This window comes from Reichenbachiella ulvae (assembly GCF_025833875.1).
Taxonomy (GTDB): Bacteria; Bacteroidota; Bacteroidia; order Cytophagales; family Cyclobacteriaceae; genus Reichenbachiella; species Reichenbachiella ulvae.
Genome location: NZ_JAOYOD010000001.1, coordinates 965,584 through 985,769, shown reverse-complemented (window position 1 = coordinate 985,769; position 20,186 = coordinate 965,584). Strand labels below are relative to the sequence as shown.

The following is a 20,186-nucleotide window of genomic DNA, read 5'->3' as shown; positions in this document are numbered from 1 at the left end:
TCAATCCGAGAGGCTCTGATTCTGAAGCCATCTTTCAAATTGGTCTAATGCCTGAATCAAATTCAGCTTGTTGGCTTTCAATTCATTCAACTTAAGACTCTGCTGATCTTTGACGGGCTGTTGTGAGGAGATGAATTTCATTAGCGAATTTTGCATGAGCCCCACAAGCACGGCTTCAGATTGCTCCTTTCTTCTTTGCGCAAATCCCCCATTTTCCTTTCTCTCACCACAAAAGTCCAAAATCCATTCTTTGATTTCCTTCATTCCCGCTCCCTCTGTCGAAGAACAGGTCAATACTTTTGGACTTTCCTCTGTTGAAAGGTAATGTAAGGCCTCCCTCAATTCCATCTGCGTGCGTTTGGCCTCCTTGATCAGATTATTATCTGCTTTATTGACCACTATGCCATCCACATGCTCCATGATTCCCTTTTTAATCCCCTGCAGCTCATCCCCAGATGCGGGCTGGGCCAACAGGAGAAAAAAATCAACCATCTGTCTGGCTACTGCTTCTGTTTGCCCTACGCCTACCGTTTCGATAATGATTCGATCAAATCCAGCAGCCTCACATAACAACATCGTTTGATAGGTTTTGGCGCCAGTACCTCCTACGTGATTCAAGGAGGCACTTGGCCTGATATAAACATCCTTTAGTCTGCTCAACTCAGACATTCGCGTCTTGTCTCCCAAAATACTACCTCCACCAAATGGACTACTAGGATCAATTGCGAGGACTGCTAGCTTGTGCTTATCTTCTATCAACGTTTGACCAAAGGCCTCAATGAAAGTGCTTTTTCCTACCCCTGGAGCTCCACTTATCCCTATTCGAATGGACTCCTGAGCCGGAAGACTAGAAAGTATGCGCATGGCCAGCTGATGATCCTCTTCTGACTGACTTTCTATGATAGAAATGCTTTTGGACAACACATTCCTATCTCCTGCTAATAAGCCGTCCCGGTAATATTCAAACTTTTCCCGTCTCATTTAATGATCAATCTATTCAATTTAAGATTTAACACACAGAATAATAGCGCCATAATGGGCATGGTAATTTTTTTCTATTCTTAAGAATGCATATGTTTATAGCTTAATATTTGGTGTTCATCGAGAAAAATTGAATGATGCACCTATTAACTTTTGTTATTTCTAATTTTACCATTCTTGGTTACTAACTAAGAGTCAGAAAGATAAATGAACGAACTTAACCTTTAATTGGCCCTAGCATGTTTAAAAAATTCTGGTTAGACACCATATTCGGACTACTATTCATTTTAGCCATTGGCGGTATAGTTAGTCAAGTTTTTGCTTTCAAAGTATTTGATGTATTCGATCCCATCGGTGATGCCTTTGCAGATATGGAGAGTACAGATATCGTGTTTTCTCAGCTAAGGGAAGATCCAGTTGCTGAGGAAGATATAATCATGGTCAATGTAGGTACCCTAAACCGACAAGGGATTGCTGACCTAATCAACATTATCAATGCAGCTGAGCCAAGAGTTATTGGAGTTGACCTTTTCTTTTACAATCAAAAGAAAGACACCCTTGGAGATTTGGCCTTACAGTATGCCTTCTCTCAAGTGGAAAACTTGGTTTTAGTGAGTAAGCTATTAGAACCAAATGAGGAAAATTCATTCGACTCGTTGGCTACCTCTCACCCGATGTTCAATCAATATGCTGAAACAGCCTTTGCTAACTTTATCACAGGGGCAGCAGATCAGGAGGACATCAAAGTATGTAGAACTTTTGCCCCTAAGGAAATGGTAAATGGTGAGATTGAGTATTCTCTTGCTGTTAAATTAGTCCAATACATGGACTCCGTGAAGGCTCAAAAATTTCTAGATAGAAACAAAGATGTAGAAGTCATCAATTACCGAGGCAATATCTTCGACTATGGTGCAACAGAAGCGCCCATCACCTATTTTGCATTGGACTGGTATCAGATATTTGATGGGCAGTTCGCTCCAGAATTGATTAAGGACAAATGTGTACTTTTTTGCTTCATGGGGGCTGAACTGGGGGACCGTATCGCGCTTGAGGATAAATATTTCACTCCACTAAATGCCAAATATGCTGGAAAAGCACATGCGGATATGTTTGGGGGCGTAGTTCATGCCAATGCCATGTCGATGATTTTGGCCGAAGATTACATTAACGAAATGGATGACTATTTGGAATATCTATTGGCGATTGTAATATTGTACCTCAACATCATTGTTTTTGTTTTTATCTACAAGGTGATGCCAAAATGGTACGATGGTTTGACAAAACTTATACAATTAATCGAAGCTTTTGCGTTATTCACATTAGGATTGGTTGTATTTAACGTATATAACTACCAAATAGATAATACTTGGATGATTTTAGGCGTTCTTATTGCGGGAGACGCATTAGAGGTTTACTTTGGCGTGTTTAAGAATCTTTTCACAAAAGAAGGCCGAAAAGAATTGACCCAAATCAATAAATTGTAAATTTGTAATTCATTAATACATTATATCATGAGAACTAAACTAATATTTTCAACTCTTTTGATATTCTTTCTAGTCAATACCAGCTTTGGACAAGGATTCGTCTTTAGAGTGTTGGCCAGTAAGGGTGCCAATCAAGTTAAAAAAGTGAATGGAGAAACAGTGCCTCTGAAAACTGGAGCGACACTAGTGAGTGGCGATGAACTGATTGCAGCGAGCGGCGCTTACATCGGATTGATGCATAAAACAGGACGAACTATAGAAGTAAGAAACCCTGGTGTGACTAAAATCACGGATTTGGAATCGAAATTAGCCAAATCTCAAAATGACGTAGCAAACAAGTATGCTCAATTTGTGATGAACAGAATGAGCGACGATGACAATGTAAATAGTAACTATCGTCAGAATATGAAGGCTACTGGAGCAGCAGAAAGAGCAACTGGCGCAGGTGCACTTAAAGTGATGCTACCAAGTTCAGTAGACATATTGAACCCAGAGGCAATCATCAGATGGACTGAAGCTCCAGAAGTAGAAAATGCTTCTTATGTAGTAAGCATAAAGAACATCTTTGATGAGGAAATCTATAAAGCTGAAACGAACTCTACTAGCATGGCTATCAACTTTGACAATGAGAATTTGTCAAATGAAAGATTGGTAATCTTAAGCGTTAAAGTGAAAGATCAAGGAGACATCGTTTCTTCAGACTATGGAATCAAAAGAATATCAGCTGAAGACGCTTCTTCTATCAATGAAAATTTAGAAGAACTAAAAGCTCAGGTTCCTGACAATTCTGCACTGAACAAATTGATCTACGCTTCATTCTATGAAGAAAACGATCTTTTACTAGATGCACTTACTCAGTACGAAGAGGCTATTGAAATGTCACCTGAAGTAGACGACTTTAAAGTACTATACGATGACTTTTTGATCAAGAACGGTCTTCAGTAAGAACTAGAAAAACACTTAATGAATGAAGCCGCACTTGAACAAGTGCGGTTTTTTTATGCCTTAAAATTAAGAGAGGGAAACCTGAACCTTCTAAAGAAGGGGATTATCAAGAAACATTACCTGCAAGCAAATAGAGTACCGCCATACGAGTGGCTACTCCATTCTCAACCTGATCCAATATGATAGAATGTTGTGAGTCCGCCACATCACTGGTGATCTCCACCCCCCTATTGATTGGGCCTGGGTGCATAATCACGATTTCCTTGTTCAGACTGTCCAGCAACTTCTTATTGACCCCAAAGTAGAGCGAATACTCTCTAAGGGATGGGAAATATTTGATTTGTTGTCTTTCCAGCTGGATACGCAGAATATTAGCTATATCACACCACTCTAGCGCCTGACGAATATCTGAAACCACTTTGACGCCAAATGATGACAAGTACTTTGGAATGAGCGTAGCAGGTCCGCAGATCATAACATTGGCCCCCAGCTTTTGCAAGGCAAAAATATTAGAGAGCGCCACCCTTGAATGTACGATATCTCCAATGATAGCCACATTCTTCCCTTCCAGATCCCCAACTCTTTCTCTCATGGAATACGCATCCAATAGCGCTTGAGTAGGATGCTCATGGGTACCATCCCCTGCATTTACAATATTTGCATTGATGTGTTTGGACAAGAAATGTGGTGCACCGGGAGAGCTATGACGCATGACAATCATGTCCACCTTCATAGCCAAAATATTATTGACCGTATCCAGTAGCGTTTCTCCTTTTTTGACCGAACTACCAGAGGCCGAAAAATTGATCACATCTGCTGACAACCTTTTTTCTGCCAGCTCGAATGAAAGTTTCGTTCGAGTGGAATTTTCAAAGAAAACATTGGCAATCGTAATATCTCTAAGAGAAGGAACCTTTTTGATCGGTCGGTTGATTACGTCTTTAAAATTGTCTGCAGTTTCGAATATCAGTTGAATATCTTCCTTTGTTAGATTTTTGATACCCAGTAAATGCTTACTACTTAAATGACTCATTATTTAGACTTATCAATCAACCAAATTTTATCTTCTTTCTTCCCTTGCTCAGTAAGTTCCACCAGGACCTTCTGAGATAGCACAGTATTCACTTGCTTGCCTATATAATTCGCTTCTATAGGAATATGACGACTGTGAATTCGATCTATCAGTGTGAGAAACTCCACTTTTGACGGTCTGCCAAAAGCACTCATCGCATCCATGGCAGACTTAACCGACCTCCCTGTATATAGTACATCATCGATGAGTATCACATTTTTATCCTCAATAATGAAGGGAACTCTAGTTTCATTAGGCTTTAGCGGCTCGTCTCTCCTTCTAAAATCATCGCGATAAAAAGTGATATCCAAATACCCCAATTCTATTGGCTTCTTGATGATTTCTTCGAGCTTAGACTTGATTCTTTCCGCCACAAAAACTCCTTTAGGTTGAAGTCCTATCAGAACTGTATTTTCAAAAGGAAGATGATTTTCAATCAATTCATGGCAAAGACGAGAGATTGTAATATCAAGATGCTTCTTATTGAGTAGGAGTCTTTTTTGCATGGGATTCAAATTAGGCAAATATAGAGAGTCCCCATGCATTTAGAAAAGGATTTCAAACGAAGATTCGAGGGATTTTAAATCAATTCTCTACCTTATTGATATAGAACACTTTTCGATTCAATTCTACTCCGGCATCTTCTTTATTCTTTATTTTCTGCATACCATAGGCATAAAATTTATCTCCATACCACCATTTTACACCTTGCATACCTGAGATATTTTCTCTTACCTCATCCTTTTCGTATTTCAACTTGATGCTATTGATACTCTTCCCTTCTAATACACTGTCTCCTTGAATCATCTTCGTCTTCAGTTCATTATCAAAGGCATACATCAATAGGATTCTATCCTCCTCTACACTGACTTGTACATTCTCAATCAAAGGAAACACCATGACATCATTGATTTCAAAACTGTTATCCCATAGGATTTCACCGTCTGGACTAAAACCTACGACTATCGCATGAGTATAATTATAGCCTAGTAACTTAGGTTGTGCATATCCCGGCTGTTGACCTGCCTGCTCATAGGGGTTCATCATACTCCCCTGAATACTAGTACTGCTCGAATATTTGGGATAATACGCCTCTCCTATCAGTATGTATTCGCCATTTCGCTCTACTATATCATGAACCATCAAGCGATAGTTGAGATTAAAATCTTTGCCACTATCCTTCTTTTTCTCAATCTTCCTCTTCATTTTCGACTCACGTCGATCAGTCATATAAGCAAAGAAATTTTCCAGATCGGCATAGCTATGATACTTCACAAACTCCTGTTCACCATAAACGAGTTTGGCAATATAAATACCTCGTGAGATGTCAGAATTCCTTGCCGAATAAGTACCTGCTATGTATTGAATCCCATCATCAAAATCAGTTGGGACACCATCGATTAAGCTCTTTTCATATTCTGTTTTCAAACTACTCTTGTGTATTGTTCTACCCTCATCAGAAAAAACCTTCAGCGAAATAGTAATGTTGCGTTTCTGTGCTTTTTCATTCAGAATTACAGTAAAAATCCCCGCTTCATCATTGGTAATGATATCTATGATCTCACTTTTGTTATTGTATACGCCTGGTAGAACTTTGGGCTTATTTTCTTCTAGTTGATAGAACAGCACGACGGGTCTATTACTGGATTCTCCACCAAAAATCAACGAATGACCAATAACCTCAAAATGAGTCAAACTCATGGGCAGCACTGTATTTACATGATAATCAGATAGCTTACCATCTTTCTTATCTATTTTAATCACATACAATTCTTCTAGCTTGTACTCGTCTTTTGTAAAAAGAAGAAAAAAGGATTCGCCGTTGAAATCGTGCCCCAAAAAATCCATTCCATAACTCACACTCAAATCCACTTTCCATTGTTCGACCAGTGCTGTGTCCAACATATAGAGCGCCCAGGCATGTCCATTATCTGTCCTAATACTGGTTTCCCGAACGATCATGACACCTTCCTGATCGGCTTGTACCAACTCAAACCTCAAATCCTGATTGGACACCTCGTATTCTACCCGCTTTGTCTGAGAGATCAAGGATGCCAGGGTATCATTGTCTTGAGACCAAACATTCGATGTGCTGATCAAGATCAACAGCATGTATAGAAGCAATTTTCTGCACATATTATTCTGCACCCATTTTTAAAATGAAATTAAACTCAAATTCTGTCACCGGCTGAACTGACAATCTTGAAATCTTCAGCAACACCATATCTGAGAGTTCCTTCTCAGCCTTTATTTGATCTAGCGTGACTGGCTTTTCCAGTTTTTTCACTGGCTCGAGATCCACTGCTACCCATCTATCATCATCTGTGGTTGGGTCGGGATAGTGCTCTCTCACTACCTTAGCAATCCCTACGATAGACTTTTCCTTCACACTATGATAAAATAATACATGATCACCCTCTGACATAGTTTGCATATGCTTTCTAGCCGCATAATTTCGCACTCCATCCCAGTGATCCCTGCCTAATTTGACCAGATCATCCCATGAATATGCATTGGGTTCTGACTTCACAAGCCAATAATTCATAACCTTACTTTTTATCTAACTTAAATTGCTAAAAAAACTGCAATTAGAAAAACAAAAGGCATGTAATACGGCTATTTGTTAGGGATATAAATAAGCTGAGACATATTCTCCATGTTCAGCATTTCTTTGGCCAAGTCCTGTAACTTTTCGGCAGTCACATGATCAATTTTCGAAAAGATAGATTCTAAGGGTTCAATCTTCCCAAAATTCAAAATGCTTTTCGCCATCATCAGCATATAGTGTTGATTGTTTTCCTCAGCAATCGCCAACTGCCCTTTGATTTGTTCTTTGGCCATCTGCAACTGTTTCACACCTAAGGCCTCATTTTTCAACCTTTCGAACTCCTTGTGCACGATGTCCAGAGATTTCTTCACTTTCTTTGGTTCTGTAGCATAAAAAAGCGCAAACATCCCCGTATCAGAAAAGGACATGAAATTGCTCTCCGCATGATACACCATCCCATGTTTCTCTCTCAGGGAAAGGTTGAGCTTAGAAGTCATGCTTTGCCCTCCAAGAATATTATTCAACACAAAAAAAGGAATCCGCTGATCCGAATGGGTATCAAATGCGCGACTGCCTAAAGCTACATGAGCCTGCGTGATGTCTTTATGCTCTGTGATTTTCTCCGGACTAAAACCATTGACCTGCACCCTTTCTCGGTTCTTGCGGATGACTGGAACCTCTTTCAAATATCTATTGATTGATTTCAACAAATCATCCATAGAATAACTGCCTAAGGATGAAAACACCACTCTGGAAGTATCCAGATTTTGATCGAGAAAGTTCTGAAAATCTGTAGAATCAAAAGCACTGACACTTTCTTTCGTGCCCAGAATATTATCACCCAAGGTATGCCCTTTGAACACCAATGAATCTAACTGATCTGCGATGGCATCCTCTGGATCGTCGAGATACATGCTCATCTCTTCCAATATCACCAATCTCTCCTTAGCAATCTGGGACTGGGGAAAGGTAGAGTTGAATGTAATATCGGTTAAGAGCTCAACTGACTTATCAAGATGCTTATCCAAAACAGTGGCATAGAAACAAATTTTCTCCTTGGTAGTGTAGGCATTCAGCTCTCCCCCAACAGACTCCAGGCGATTGATGATGTGATAGGCCTTGCGTTTTTTGGTACCTTTAAAGGCCATATGTTCCCAAAAATGAGCTATACCCTGCTGCCCCTCCTTTTCATCACGGCTACCGATATCCAACATCACAGCACAATGAGACACCTTGGTGTTCGACACCTGCTTATGCACTACACGGATCCCATTTGGCAATTCTACTAAGTCGTATTCCAATTCCTTCTTTGCTTCTAGTATGAACTTCAAAATTAGATAAAATTAACCGACTGAGAGTGCTATTTACTTTCTGTGATTAATTTCACGATTGTAAGTCCGAAGACTTAATTAACAATTATTTTTACGAATCAAATCAAACAACATTTGACATCATGAAATATCATCCGATAGACCCCAATTTGTTCATCAAAAACCGAAAGAAATTCAGCTCCCGCCTCAAGCCTAATTCGGTTGCGATCTTAAACTCCAGTGATATTATGCCTACCACGGCAGATGGAACAATGCCTTTCAAGCAAGACGCGAATATGATCTATCTGTCAGGTATCGATCAAGAAGAAACGATATTGTTGATTGCACCAGATTTTCCTGACGAGAGTAAACGCGAAATCCTATTTCTTCGCAAAACCAACGAAGAGATTGCCATTTGGGAAGGTCATAAGTACACCAAAGAAGAAGCAAAGACTGCCTCGGGAATTCAAAACATCATGTGGTTGGATGCTTTTGAATCCACCCTCAACACCATCTTAGCCGAGAGTGAAAACATCTACCTGGATAGCAACGAGCACATTAGAAACGCTTCAGTGGTGGAAACCAGAACAGACCGATTCACAAAATGGTGCCAGTCAGTTTACAAACTGCACAACTATGAGAGAATGGCTCCCATCCTCACTGACCTGCGATGCATTAAAGAGCCTGAGGAAATCAAGCAACTACAACATGCTTGTGACATTACCGAAAAGGGATTTAGAAGAATTCTTGAGTTCACTAAACCAGGCGTCTGGGAGTATGAAATAGAAGCAGAATACATATATGAATTCCTTAAGAATAGAGCTACGGGCTTTGGTTACGAACCTATCATAGCGTCAGGTGCCAACTCCTGCGTATTGCACTATGTGGAAAACAACAAGCAATGTCAGGATGGAGATTTGATACTGTTCGATGTAGGAGCAGAATACGCCAACTACAATGCAGATATGACTAGAACCATCCCTGTCAATGGTAAATTCACCAAACGACAAAAGGATGTTTATAATGCGGTACTAAGAGTAAAAAATGCTGCTACAGAGATGCTGGTCCCAGGCAATTCTATTCCGGAGTATCACAAAGAGGTGGGTAAGATTATGGAAAGTGAGCTTCTGGCTTTAGGTCTTTTGAAAAAAGTGGATATCGAAAAACAGGATCCGAACTATCCCGCATATAAAAAGTATTTCATGCACGGCACCTCCCATCATCTAGGTATCAATGTGCACGACGTGGCTAGTATCTACAAAAAATTTGAACCAAACATGGTTTTCACTGTAGAACCTGGCATCTATATCAGGGAAGAAGGCATCGGCATCAGACTAGAAGATGATATTGTGATCACTAAAGACGGTCATAAAAACCTGATGAAAAATATTCCGATCCATGCAGAGGAGATTGAGAGCTTAATGAATCAGTCTTAACTCATTTTCGATTTGGAAACATGGCTTAGAAAATTGTATATTCGGAATTGTTTAAACCTTTATCAATTTTCTAAGCTATGACTTTTGAAGTAAAACAGCAGGAAGCCTATTCCCGAGGCGAACTACTACTGAGAACTTTTTTGGGTGCCATTTATATTGGCTTTCCACATGGATTTATCCTTTTATTTTTAGGACTTTGGGGCAATATTCTAAGCTTCATCACTTTTTGGATCATCCTATTCACGGGTAGCTATCCAGAATCCTTTTTCGAGTATCAGCTCAAACTCTTGAAATGGAGCACACGTGTCAATCTGAGAATGAACAATCTCGCTGACGGTTACCCAGCTTTTGGATTAGAGACAGAAGATGACGCGTTCCAATTAGAAGTCCCATATTCCGAAACCACTAGCAGAAGCTCGGTACTCATTCGATTTTTGTTCGGCTGGCTTTATGTGATATTACCGCACATGTTTGTTCTAATTTTCAGAATGTATGCGACATTATTCCTCATGTTTTTGGCCTTCTTTGCGGTACTATTTACAGGTAAATATCCAGAATCATGGTTTCGCTTTAATGTTGGGACCATGCGATGGACCATGAGAGTGAATCTATACATGGCCTATATGATAGATGAGTACCCTCCATTTTCAGGAAAATAATATGGAATATTACAATCTCGAACAACCAGAGGAGTTAAGTAAAAAAGAAAAAGAAGACGCCATGGGCGCCTATCTGATGATGTTTGCGGCAATGGGAGCTGGTCTCCCCTTGCCTATCATCAACCTGGTTGCTGCGGTTGTTTACTATTTCGTTCAGCAGAAAAATTCGCGGTTTGTCAAATTCCATAGTCTGCAGTCGCTATATAGTCAACTTCCCACCACACTGGTAAATGCAGGAGCATTATATTGGACTCTTCAGATTTTCTTTTTTATGAATCTAGAAGTGACAGATCCCTACATAGGGTACCTGATCATGGCTGGTATTCTTAATTTGCTATACTTCATATTTAGCATCGTGGGAGCAGTCAAAGCCAGGAAAGGCCAAATGTATTATTTCATTTTCTTTGGCAAGCTTTCCTATCACCAGGTGTATAAAGTAAGAGCCGAAGTAGACAAGAAAATAACCAATCAACCACCCGTTTAATATGATTGCCAAGATCTGGAAAGAATTGCTCGTATTAGTGGCCCTGTTTGCCGGACTATGGCTAGCTTTTTCTTATTACAATTATGATGTAAATCGCAATCCCTTCGAGGTTTCTGCTAAGACAGAAAGGGAAATGGCAGAATTCATGAATGATTACATGTTACAGGATTTCGAATTCATCCATAACAAAGCAGCCGACTCTACCCTCCAGGTTATTCTCGAAAGGCTTACTCAAAACATGGACACCGTCTCATATGACTACCAACTTCATATAATCAAAGAAAGTCAGATCAACGCATTCACATCCTTGAATGGAAATATTTACATTTTTTCAGGATTAATCGAGGACTTACAATCTGCGGAAGAATTGGCTTTGGTATTGGCCCACGAAATCGGACATGCTGAAGAAAAACACGTAATCGAGAAAATAGCTAAAACACTCGGAATGGAAGCCTTTTTCTCTATTGCGACCGGTGGTGATCCAGTGCTTATCTCAGAACTCGCCAAATTAAGCATGTCAACTGCATTCGATAGAAGAAATGAAGAAGAAGCTGATGATTATGCCCTAGACTTGGCCGAAAAAAGTCAAATCAACCCAAGAAGATTAGGTCAATTCTTCATTAGAATGAAAGCCAAGAAATCTTCCATCATGGATGACCTCTCCTTTTTCAGTACACACCCGTTGGACAGCGATAGAATCAAAAAAGCCTCCGATTACAAAATTTCAGATGATTTTGAAGAGCAACCCATCCCCATAGATTGGGAGCGATTTCAAAATCTTATTTCAAGTTAATTTTTATCTCCTGCAAGTTTCACTTAGGGGATTTTCTTAATTTCAAAGGCCTAGAGCAGAATACCTCAACCTTTAGCTCTTTATACCTAGAATCCTGTCTACATTAGCATTTAGCTGTTTTCCTTGATAAAGGAACGATTTGTAGCTAAATTATAGTTAGTCTGCTTAATACAGCGAAAAGCCTACACCTAACTGAATCCCGTATGATTTCGACTAAAATTACTACATATTATGAAGGCAGCATTCTTGACCCAAATTTTGATTGGCCTGACCCTATGTTCTGTAGCTCAGGGCATCGTGCAAAATCAATATGAATTTAAATCCATAACTGTAGACAATGGCCTTTCCAACAACCACGTGGGAGCCATTACTCAGGATCAAAATGGCTTCATTTGGTTCGCCACTGACAATGGGATCGACCGCTATGATGGACAAACCATTGTCCCCTACCGACATAATCCCGATGACTCAACTTCCCTTTCTTCCAAAACCAATAGAGAACTATTCTCGGACAGTAGAGGAAATCTGTGGATTGGAAATAGTGAAGGTCTAGATCTTTACAACCCTTCAATTGATGGATTCATTCACTTTGATCGAGATTCCATCAAGGTCAATATGGGCAGAGTCAATGCCATAAAAGAAGACAAGAATCAATTGCTATGGATCGCCTCCAACAATAGCTTATACACCTACAATTTGATAAATAAGGAATGCAAAAACATTATCGAATCTAACCCAGATATATTTGCAAACACCCCCACTGGCAACATCACCAAACTTGATATAGATAAAAAAGGAAACATTTGGTTCTCAGTTTATAAAAAAGGTATTTATCTCTTTGACCCTGATGGTAAAACAGTCAGAGGATTTACACATGACAAAAATGACCCGACTACCCTAAGTGGTAATCAAATCGAACACATTTATGAGGACAATTCTGGTAATATGTGGTTTGGCACCATGAATAATGGTCTGAATCAATTTGATTTTAATACCAATAGTTTCAAAAGAATTATTCCCGATCCCGATAACAGCTACACCACTCGTGTGAGGGCGATTTTCGAGGATTTAAAAGGAGACTTCTTTGTAGGGACCAGAGGAGGGCTTTTCAAGAAACATGAATCCTCGGATGAATTTTATGAGTATGCCACATCTGATCACAAATTCTCCAAACTTTCTCAAAATTCCATCCTATGCAGTTTTATTGACCAGACTGGTTCTCTTTGGATCGGGACTTATGCTGGTGGTGTTAGTTGCTGTGATTTGAAGAAAAAGAATTTCGTGTGTTATACAGCAGATTCTAAGGACAACTACTTCCTGAACTCACCAAATGTATATGGCATAGCGGAAGATGATTTTGGTAATGTCTGGGTGGGGACTGACAATGGAGTCAATGTTCTCGATAGACAAACAAGTAAATTCAGGGTCTTCACACATGACTCGGATGATCAAAACACGATCAGTTACAACGACAGCAAATGCCTGGCCAATGCTGGCAATGGTGATATGTGGATAGGAACTAACCGAGGGGGACTCAACTTTTACGATTTCAGTAACAACAGTTTTACTGCCTATTCTGCAAACGATAACAAATCAGGTACGCTAACCACAGATAAAATTTATGGGCTACTATACGACCGAAACAAGAATCTCTGGGTATTCAATGGGTCTGGAACCGGAAGTATCGGATATCTAGACATGCTACCTAATGGTTCTGACGAGTTTATCCATATGAGCGACCAAGCTTACTTTGGTATGTTAGAAGCAAAAGATGGTAGCATTTGGATAGGAAGCGACAATGGCATTCTGTTTAAGAGCAATGACTCTGACACCTTTGAAAAAATCGAAAATGAATCAATAGATTTTGTTTACTGCATTGAAGAAGACTCCAAAAGCACCATATGGCTGGGAACAAACAATGGAATCCTAAACTATGACCGAAACACGGGGAACTTTACACATTATAACCAAATAGGCGGTCACAAGCTACGCGTAGTATATGGCATCAAAGAAGATCAATCAGGCAACTTATGGGCAAGCACGGAAGAAGGGCTTTTGTTTCTAAGAGACCTGATTTCAGATCCAGAAAATGCCAGCTTAACCTTGTTCGATCAATCAGATGGGCTACAAAGCAAACAATTCAATTATAACTCCTACTTTTCAAACTCTTCAGGTGAATTGATGTTCGGAGGAATAAACGGCTTCAACATTTTCAATCCAAATGAAATCAACTTGAACAACACCCCACCAAAACTGGCCTTTACAGATTTAAAAGTTTTTAACAAAAGTGTAAAAGTTGGTAAGGAGGTAAACGGTAAAATTCTCTTGAAAGAAAGCATTGCTGACACAGAAAAATTGACATTTTATCATCAGCACAACCTTATCACAATAGAATTCGCAGCACTCCACTTTGCCAAGCCGACAGCTAACACCTATCGCTACAAAATGCAAGGGTTAAACGATGAATGGGTGGAGACTAGTTCATCAAGAAATTTTGCAACCTACAATAATCTCCCTCCGGGCGATTACACCTTTCTTGTCAACGCCTCCAATTTAGATGGAGTCTGGGCCGAAGAACCGATCAAGATTGATATTGAAGTCATACCTGCATTTTGGGCTAAATGGTGGTTCCGAACGATTCTTGTAATCATTATAATTCTATCGGCCTTATGGTTCTACAGAAGAAGAATCAATCAGCAGAAAAGAAGTCAGAAACTCCTAAACATTAAAATCAATCAAGCCACTAATAAAGTAAATGCTCAAAATGAAGAACTTCAAGACCAAAGTAAAAAACTAAAAGAGGCTATAGAGGAAACCAACAATGTGGTTCAGGAAGCACTTGAGTCTGGCAATTTCAATGCAAGGATTTCATTAGAGGCCAAAACGGGTGCTTGGAGGGATTTGGCTCTTTCCATCAATCAATTATTTGATTCGATAACCACCCCATTCAACATCATTAACCACCTCATTAACCAGATGGCAGAAGGTAATCTAACAGAAAGATTCGAAGTGGAAGCCAAGGGTGATATTCTAAGGCTAAAAAACAACCTGAATAAAGCCATGGATAATCTGACCGAACTAGTGGGAGACATCAATGATCGATCCTCCAGTTTGAAAGTATCTTCTGAGGACATGTTGGTAACGAGCGAACAAATGAAAGTCAGTACTGAAGAGATCGCGAACGCCATTGGTGAAATCGCTAGAGGAGCTCAAGATCAAGTTTCCAAAATAGACGAATCCTCCAATCTAATAGAAGGCGTCATGAACTCGGCTAATGAAATGGGGACCAGAGCTGACGATATCAGCAACACCGCCAAACTGGGTGTAGAAAAAAGCGATACGGGTATGCGACTGATGGAAAAACTGAATGCCACCATGAGTAAAATCTTAAGTTTTTCAGAAAATGCTAATGAGGCTGTTACTAATTTGAATGTAAGATCACAAGAGATATCGAGTGTGCTGAGAATAATTAAAGATGTAGCTTCTCAAACCAATCTACTTGCCCTTAATGCTGCCATCGAAGCAGCTCAGGCAGGTGAAGCCGGAAGAGGTTTCGCAGTAGTAGCAGAGGAGATTCGTAAATTGGCTGAGGACTCAAAAAAATCGGCTGCAAGCATAGAAGAGCTGGTCAATACAGTTCAGGCTGATACAAAATCAACTGTTGAAATCATCCATGAAATGAATGAAAGCATCAAGGATGGCGAGGAAGCTACCGGAGTGTCTATGGCTGCATTTAAAGAAATCTATGCCTACTATGAAGAAACATCTTTAAAGTCTGATAGAATTGTAAAAGACACCCATCAACAGACTGAAGACATCAATCAAGTAGTGAAGTTAATATCCTCCGTGGTAGTCATAGCTGAAGAGACCGCCAGTGCGGCAGAAGAAACGGCTAGTTCATCCTCCGAACTTTCTGCAGGAATGATCAATTACCGTCAGAAAAGCGAAGATATCTCCAAAACCACAGACCTATTGAAACAAAAAGTGGAACAGTTCAAATTGAACAAACAACAAGATACAAATCCATTAATTGATGTTGAGAGATTTTACAACTAAGAGTAACAAAAAAGGGAGGTCAAATGACCTCCCTTTTTTCAATATATCTTGTTTCTTATAAACCAGAAACTTCAGCCTCTCTATGAATCTTCTTCACCAAGCCTTGTAGCACTTTACCAGGACCACACTCTACAAATTCCACAGCTCCATCTGCTACCATCTGCTGTACAGACTGTGTCCATCGGACCGGGGCAGTTAATTGTGAAATCAAATTAGCCTTGATTTCCACTATATCACTATGAGGTTTAGCATCATAGTTCTGATAAACCGGGCAAATTGGAGTACTAAATTGGGTAGACTCAATTGCAGCAGCCAACTCCTCTCTCGCAGGCTCCATCAATGGACTATGAAAAGCACCCCCTACTGGTAAAGGCAAAGCACGCTTGGCTCCAGCCTCTTTCATTTTCTCACATGCGATCTCTATACCTTCGTTGGTTCCGGATATCACCAATTGGCCAGGACAGTTATAATTAGCAGGCACTACCCCTTCTATTCCTTCACATAGTTCTTCTACTTGCTGATCTTCTAATCCCAGAATAGCCGCCATAGTCGATGGATTCATCTCACAAGCCTTTTGCATCGCAAGAGCACGCTGAGACACCAATTTCAATGCGTCTTCAAATCCTAAAGTCTGATTAGCTACTAAAGCTGAAAACTCCCCTAAAGAATGACCTGCTACCATATCAGGCTTAAACTCATCATGCATCAAAGCAGTAACCACTGAATGGATAAAAACTGCCGGCTGGGTCACCTTAGTTTCTTTCAATTCTTCCGCACTTCCCTCAAACATTACCTTAGCAATGTCGAATCCTAAAATATCATTTGCGGTATCAAAATAAGATTTGGCCTTCGCTGAACTATCATACAGTTCCTTGCCCATTCCTGTAAATTGAGCTCCCTGTCCAGGGAATACATATGCTTTCATGTGTAACTTTTTGTTTGCGAGGGCAAACTTAGGCAAAAGCACTCATTCTAAAAACCGTTCCTTATGGTTAGCAGGCGGAAGCATACAAGCATCTGTCATACCAAACCACTTGTAGCGATTCTTGGCTATGATTTCATAAAAAAAATCAGAAATAAAACGAGGTACCAGTAAAAACACTCGGCCCAAAGACCACGGTCCCTTCAAAAATTTAGAGATTTTTAATGCGGCAGTCGATTTTGCTTCTAGTTTTCCTTTACTCAAAAACAAAATACTCTCTGTATAATCAATAGGGAAATTATGCTCCTTCAAAACCCTCGCTCCCAGCTCAGATTGAAGAGGAGTAAATTTCAATTGATCATTTTTCTCGTGATCTAAAACAAAATTGACGGAGCTGTTGCAAAATTTACAAACCCCGTCATAAAGTACCAAGTTGTCCAACTCGGCTATCTCACGATGTTGATCCATCCTTTGTATTTCTTATTTTGATCCTCCGGTCTTAACACATTAAATGTCACCTCCAGACTGTAATAATAAACACCAGACTCAAGTTCTCTTCCAGAATCAGTTGTCCCATCCCAATTGATTAGAATCTCCTGATTTTCTTCTGAACTTGATTCTTCTGTTGAATTATACGAGTATAACAATCCCCCAGTTCTATCAAAAACATTAAAAATCACTTCTTCCACAAATCTTGGGCAATCTGCATAGTCAAAACCAGAAATAAAAGTTTCAATTTTCGGGACCTCTCCCTCACCGTTTACATTTCCTGTCCTACTGTAAAAAGGTGTAAAAACATCATTTATTCCATCACCATTTGGAGTGAAGGTATTAGGCATCTTAATAGACGGACAATTGTCACGACAAATCTTCTCAGATCTAGCACTGATATTTCCAGACCGATCTACAGCAGCTATCTGATAACATCCTTTAAATGAAGTTAATGGTAAAGGATTTGCAAAGCCCCCCGAAGACGGCATCTCGTCATGAACAAAATCAGTCCCTTCCACATTGACTAAAAATGGCAATTCCTCATCGGTATCTTCATCAGCATAATAAATATTGTAGCTACTAATGTCATTGTCGCAACTAGACGCCCCATCTTGATTCCAGAAAAGATGATTAGAGAAGTCGTTAAATTCACATTCCTGCATGGCCAGAAAACTTTGGCAATCAAACGAATCGTCAAAACTAAAATCCACAGGTGTACAAGGAGGAATGGTATCGTTGGGCTGGGCTCCTAAGATTTGTGACTTGTTTAATAATGGATCATAGGTGGCCAAATCTGGGTTTCCATAACTTCCCTTGGTCTCAATATAGTATCTGTAAACCAATTCATCGCTTAAGGGAACTCCATTAAATGAACCATTATCTACATATACGAACCCTTGTTGACCTACGTGAGTAGAATCAATCAAATACAAATCGTCAGGAAAAAAATCATCTACATTGTCTCTCCATATTCTATGATAAGGTTGATCATCTAATACGTTGGACCATGGCACTTCAGCATTCCATCTCAAGGTGATTTTTTCCACATCAGAAGTCGCATCTAACCATGGGGAAGAGGCAGGGAATGATGAATCTATATAAGTGCCATTGTTTTCGTACACATAGATCAAATAATGATAAGGAAAGGCAGTTGTATTTAAACCTGTATCAGTAAATTCAGTGGCAGCAATATTGGTAGCAATGGTATCTCCATCCTCCATCCCTGACAGTCCCTGAAACCTAACCACATCATAAGTGTAAGGACCAGGGAAAAGTACTGGATCCAAATCGAAAGGCTCCTCCCATCTGACATAAATTTCACCATTAGTCTCTGAAGTATTTGTTACATCGACATTCAATATCACGGGTGCTTCTACACCTATCTGAGCACATGCTTCTGTAGAAGCGTAACTCTCCCCACCTCCAGGCTTAGGAAAAGTGGCCACTATTCTATAACAGTAATTGGCTCCAGGTGCTAACCCCATGCCATCATCCCCATCTATATAGCTGGTGATTTTATCACCAGCAAGGGAGTTGTTATTGACAACATCTATTAACTCATAACCCGCATTGGCAGGCATACCTACCACACAATCTTCCGGTAAAAAATCATAACTATCTACTCTTCTCCAAATTTGAATCTTGTCTGCATTGCCACAAGAGTAGCCATCCCAATCCAATTGAATTCTGCGCTGCGACAATTTCGTGGCAGTGAGCCCTGTCGGTGCTGGAGCTACCACTCTGATCAGCCATGTTTTAAAGTCTACCAAACGCGCACCAATTGGAGGCTCATCTCTGGCTTTAATTTGAATCTCATAAGGACGCTCTCTCACGTGAGCACAATCAGTCTGCCACTCAAACTCAATTTCTGCCGGTACAGGCTGAACCGTCGGAGGGTCCGGCGAGAAGCTGGCTGGACTGACTAGAAATTCCAAAGGGCCACCAAAAGCCTCTAAGGTAACCGGATGTCCGTCAGGATCTGTTGCGACTATAATCTCAGATATAGTTCCCCCTGCTTCCACACATATTTCCATAGGTTGAATGATTTGAGGCGGGTTATTATCTGTTTCCTCAATTATGATCTGCATATCTCTAACCACAGATCCCAATTCAAACCATTCTCCTTCTAGTTGTCGCCACTCTTTGACCACAAAGGCCACATTGTACTCTCCCATCAAACCGGGAGCGTCCCACTCTAAGGTACCTGTAATCGAATCTATCTTAAAAGTAGGAGGCCCATCACGTTCTTGATTACCTTCCAGATAATTGGTATAGAAGGTTGGGTCATTTGGATCTTTATAATCATTGACTTCTCTATCAAATCTTTGTTTTGGAATGGTAATATGGTAAGACAAACTATCTCCATCAGGATCATAGGCTCCGGGATTATGTAGAAAAGTTGCTCCTTCTGCTCCCTTATCCACAGGGGGAATCAAAAAAACCGGCGTATTGTTGATACCAAATATTGGATCTATTAAAAGGGCCGTTTCTATATAAAAAGGTGTATCGACAGAATTGGACATATTTACGACACCCGCATTTCTATTAGATTCCTGATATCGAACCACATATCTACCGGGCCCCTGAAAAGTATGTATTACAGTAAAAACATTATATGCCACCTCATCTTCCAACTGAATAGTTAAGTTGCTTTCAGAAATTTCAGCCAAATTCCCCCTCACTCCGTCTCCGAATTCGATTTCTCCTCCTCCGAAAATAACTGAAGACCCCGTATCTGTATAACCAATCACTGAAAAACGGTAAGTCAATGTGGTACTCGAAATACGTTCTGCAATAATCTCGCCTGCTCTAATGTGCGTAGCGAAAGACCTGTCTGCTAAAAAAAGCAAGAATGTCAAAAGAAGTAAACACTTGATTCGCAATGAATGGACCATCAATATTGGAGCTTTGTCATTTAACTGGTTCTACCTAAACTTCATCAGTCTAGTAGTCAAATATAAACTGAAACTGATTCAAATCTATGTACTTTTCAAAAGGCAGACAC

At 40.0% G+C, this 20,186-nt stretch carries 16 protein-coding genes; 7 read left to right on the top strand and 9 right to left on the bottom strand.

The features are described from left to right. The gene (meaB, locus tag N7U62_RS03730; RefSeq protein ID WP_264136538.1) at positions 1–981 is read right to left on the bottom strand and encodes a methylmalonyl Co-A mutase-associated GTPase MeaB; all 981 of its coding nucleotides are present in this window, start codon (positions 979–981) and stop codon (positions 1–3) included. A gap of 239 nt (positions 982–1,220) precedes the next feature. Between meaB and N7U62_RS03725 the strand changes: the two genes are divergently transcribed. Further along, the gene (locus N7U62_RS03725) at positions 1,221–2,465 is read left to right on the top strand and encodes a CHASE2 domain-containing protein (protein ID WP_264136537.1); all 1,245 of its coding nucleotides are present in this window, start codon (positions 1,221–1,223) and stop codon (positions 2,463–2,465) included. A 27-nt stretch (positions 2,466–2,492) separates the two neighbouring features. Continuing rightward, entirely contained in the window at positions 2,493–3,410 is a 918-nt protein-coding gene (locus N7U62_RS03720) for a hypothetical protein (protein WP_264136536.1), read from the top strand. A 106-nt stretch (positions 3,411–3,516) separates the two neighbouring features. Here N7U62_RS03720 and N7U62_RS03715 read toward each other — a convergent pair whose 3' ends face one another. From N7U62_RS03715 to N7U62_RS03695, 5 genes are all read right to left on the bottom strand, one after another. After that, positions 3,517–4,443, bottom strand: a complete 927-nt coding sequence (locus N7U62_RS03715) for an aspartate carbamoyltransferase catalytic subunit (protein ID WP_264136535.1) — start codon at positions 4,441–4,443, stop codon at positions 3,517–3,519. Next, entirely contained in the window at positions 4,443–4,988 is a 546-nt protein-coding gene (gene pyrR / locus N7U62_RS03710; protein ID WP_264136534.1) for a bifunctional pyr operon transcriptional regulator/uracil phosphoribosyltransferase PyrR, read from the bottom strand. Before pyrR ends, N7U62_RS03715 begins: the two co-directional genes overlap by 1 nt. Positions 4,989–5,067: 79 nt before the next feature. Further along, positions 5,068–6,618 carry a hypothetical protein gene (locus N7U62_RS03705; RefSeq protein ID WP_264136533.1) on the bottom strand — a complete coding sequence of 517 codons (1,551 nt, stop codon included), beginning with the start codon at positions 6,616–6,618 and terminating at the stop codon, positions 5,068–5,070. Position 6,619: 1 nt separating this feature from the next. Beyond that, complete coding sequence (locus N7U62_RS03700; protein WP_264136532.1) at positions 6,620–7,027, bottom strand: EVE domain-containing protein; 408 nt, start codon at positions 7,025–7,027, stop codon at positions 6,620–6,622. Between the two features lie 71 nt (positions 7,028–7,098). Further along, complete coding sequence (locus N7U62_RS03695) at positions 7,099–8,361, bottom strand: M16 family metallopeptidase (RefSeq protein ID WP_264136531.1); 1,263 nt, start codon at positions 8,359–8,361, stop codon at positions 7,099–7,101. A 122-nt stretch (positions 8,362–8,483) separates the two neighbouring features. On the opposite strand from N7U62_RS03695, the gene N7U62_RS03690 reads away from it, so the two are divergent. The 5 genes from N7U62_RS03690 (at position 8,484) to N7U62_RS03670 (ending at position 15,768) form a co-directional block, all read left to right on the top strand. Beyond that, positions 8,484–9,776, top strand: a complete 1,293-nt coding sequence (locus N7U62_RS03690) for an aminopeptidase P family protein (protein WP_264136530.1) — start codon at positions 8,484–8,486, stop codon at positions 9,774–9,776. A gap of 77 nt (positions 9,777–9,853) precedes the next feature. Further along, a complete protein-coding gene (locus N7U62_RS03685) occupies positions 9,854–10,435 on the top strand; it encodes a DUF4389 domain-containing protein (protein ID WP_264136529.1) in 582 nt (193 codons plus the stop codon). Position 10,436: 1 nt separating this feature from the next. Next, positions 10,437–10,919: a DUF4870 domain-containing protein gene (locus N7U62_RS03680; protein ID WP_264136528.1), complete on the top strand. Its 483-nt coding sequence runs from the start codon at positions 10,437–10,439 to the stop codon at positions 10,917–10,919. Position 10,920: 1 nt separating this feature from the next. Next, positions 10,921–11,712, top strand: a complete 792-nt coding sequence (locus tag N7U62_RS03675; protein ID WP_264136527.1) for a M48 family metallopeptidase — start codon at positions 10,921–10,923, stop codon at positions 11,710–11,712. Positions 11,713–11,943: 231 nt separating this feature from the next. Then, the gene (locus tag N7U62_RS03670) at positions 11,944–15,768 is read left to right on the top strand and encodes a two-component regulator propeller domain-containing protein (RefSeq protein ID WP_264136526.1); all 3,825 of its coding nucleotides are present in this window, start codon (positions 11,944–11,946) and stop codon (positions 15,766–15,768) included. 55 nt (positions 15,769–15,823) lie between these two features. Here the strand turns inward: N7U62_RS03670 and fabD are convergent, their stop codons facing one another. The 3 genes from fabD to N7U62_RS03655 are packed head-to-tail and all read right to left on the bottom strand — an operon-like array spanning position 15,824 to position 20,076. After that, positions 15,824–16,693, bottom strand: a complete 870-nt coding sequence (gene fabD, locus N7U62_RS03665; RefSeq protein WP_264136525.1) for an ACP S-malonyltransferase — start codon at positions 16,691–16,693, stop codon at positions 15,824–15,826. A 42-nt stretch (positions 16,694–16,735) separates the two neighbouring features. Further along, on the bottom strand, positions 16,736–17,158 hold the full coding sequence (locus N7U62_RS03660; RefSeq protein WP_264136523.1) for a thiol-disulfide oxidoreductase DCC family protein: 423 nt from the start codon (positions 17,156–17,158) through the stop codon (positions 16,736–16,738). Further along, positions 17,137–20,076, bottom strand: coding sequence for a T9SS type B sorting domain-containing protein (locus N7U62_RS03655; RefSeq protein ID WP_264136522.1), 2,940 nt, complete (start codon positions 20,074–20,076; stop codon positions 17,137–17,139). Before N7U62_RS03655 ends, N7U62_RS03660 begins: the two co-directional genes overlap by 22 nt. Positions 20,077–20,186: the final 110 nt, after the last annotated feature.

What these genes read in the sequence shown, in the direction of transcription:
- meaB (WP_264136538.1), bottom strand. Translation starts at nt 981, where the DNA reads ATGAGACGGGAAAAGTTTGAATATTACCGGGACGGCTTATTAGCAGGA.
- N7U62_RS03725 (WP_264136537.1), top strand. Translation starts at nt 1,221, where the DNA reads ATGTTTAAAAAATTCTGGTTAGACACCATATTCGGACTACTATTCATT.
- N7U62_RS03720 (WP_264136536.1), top strand. Translation starts at nt 2,493, where the DNA reads ATGAGAACTAAACTAATATTTTCAACTCTTTTGATATTCTTTCTAGTC.
- N7U62_RS03715 (WP_264136535.1), bottom strand. Translation starts at nt 4,443, where the DNA reads ATGAGTCATTTAAGTAGTAAGCATTTACTGGGTATCAAAAATCTAACA.
- pyrR (WP_264136534.1), bottom strand. Translation starts at nt 4,988, where the DNA reads ATGCAAAAAAGACTCCTACTCAATAAGAAGCATCTTGATATTACAATC.
- N7U62_RS03705 (WP_264136533.1), bottom strand. Translation starts at nt 6,618, where the DNA reads ATGTGCAGAAAATTGCTTCTATACATGCTGTTGATCTTGATCAGCACA.
- N7U62_RS03700 (WP_264136532.1), bottom strand. Translation starts at nt 7,027, where the DNA reads ATGAATTATTGGCTTGTGAAGTCAGAACCCAATGCATATTCATGGGAT.
- N7U62_RS03690 (WP_264136530.1), top strand. Translation starts at nt 8,484, where the DNA reads ATGAAATATCATCCGATAGACCCCAATTTGTTCATCAAAAACCGAAAG.
- N7U62_RS03685 (WP_264136529.1), top strand. Translation starts at nt 9,854, where the DNA reads ATGACTTTTGAAGTAAAACAGCAGGAAGCCTATTCCCGAGGCGAACTA.
- N7U62_RS03680 (WP_264136528.1), top strand. Translation starts at nt 10,437, where the DNA reads ATGGAATATTACAATCTCGAACAACCAGAGGAGTTAAGTAAAAAAGAA.
- N7U62_RS03675 (WP_264136527.1), top strand. Translation starts at nt 10,921, where the DNA reads ATGATTGCCAAGATCTGGAAAGAATTGCTCGTATTAGTGGCCCTGTTT.
- N7U62_RS03670 (WP_264136526.1), top strand. Translation starts at nt 11,944, where the DNA reads ATGAAGGCAGCATTCTTGACCCAAATTTTGATTGGCCTGACCCTATGT.
- fabD (WP_264136525.1), bottom strand. Translation starts at nt 16,693, where the DNA reads ATGAAAGCATATGTATTCCCTGGACAGGGAGCTCAATTTACAGGAATG.
- N7U62_RS03660 (WP_264136523.1), bottom strand. Translation starts at nt 17,158, where the DNA reads ATGGATCAACATCGTGAGATAGCCGAGTTGGACAACTTGGTACTTTAT.
- N7U62_RS03655 (WP_264136522.1), bottom strand. Translation starts at nt 20,076, where the DNA reads ATGGTCCATTCATTGCGAATCAAGTGTTTACTTCTTTTGACATTCTTG.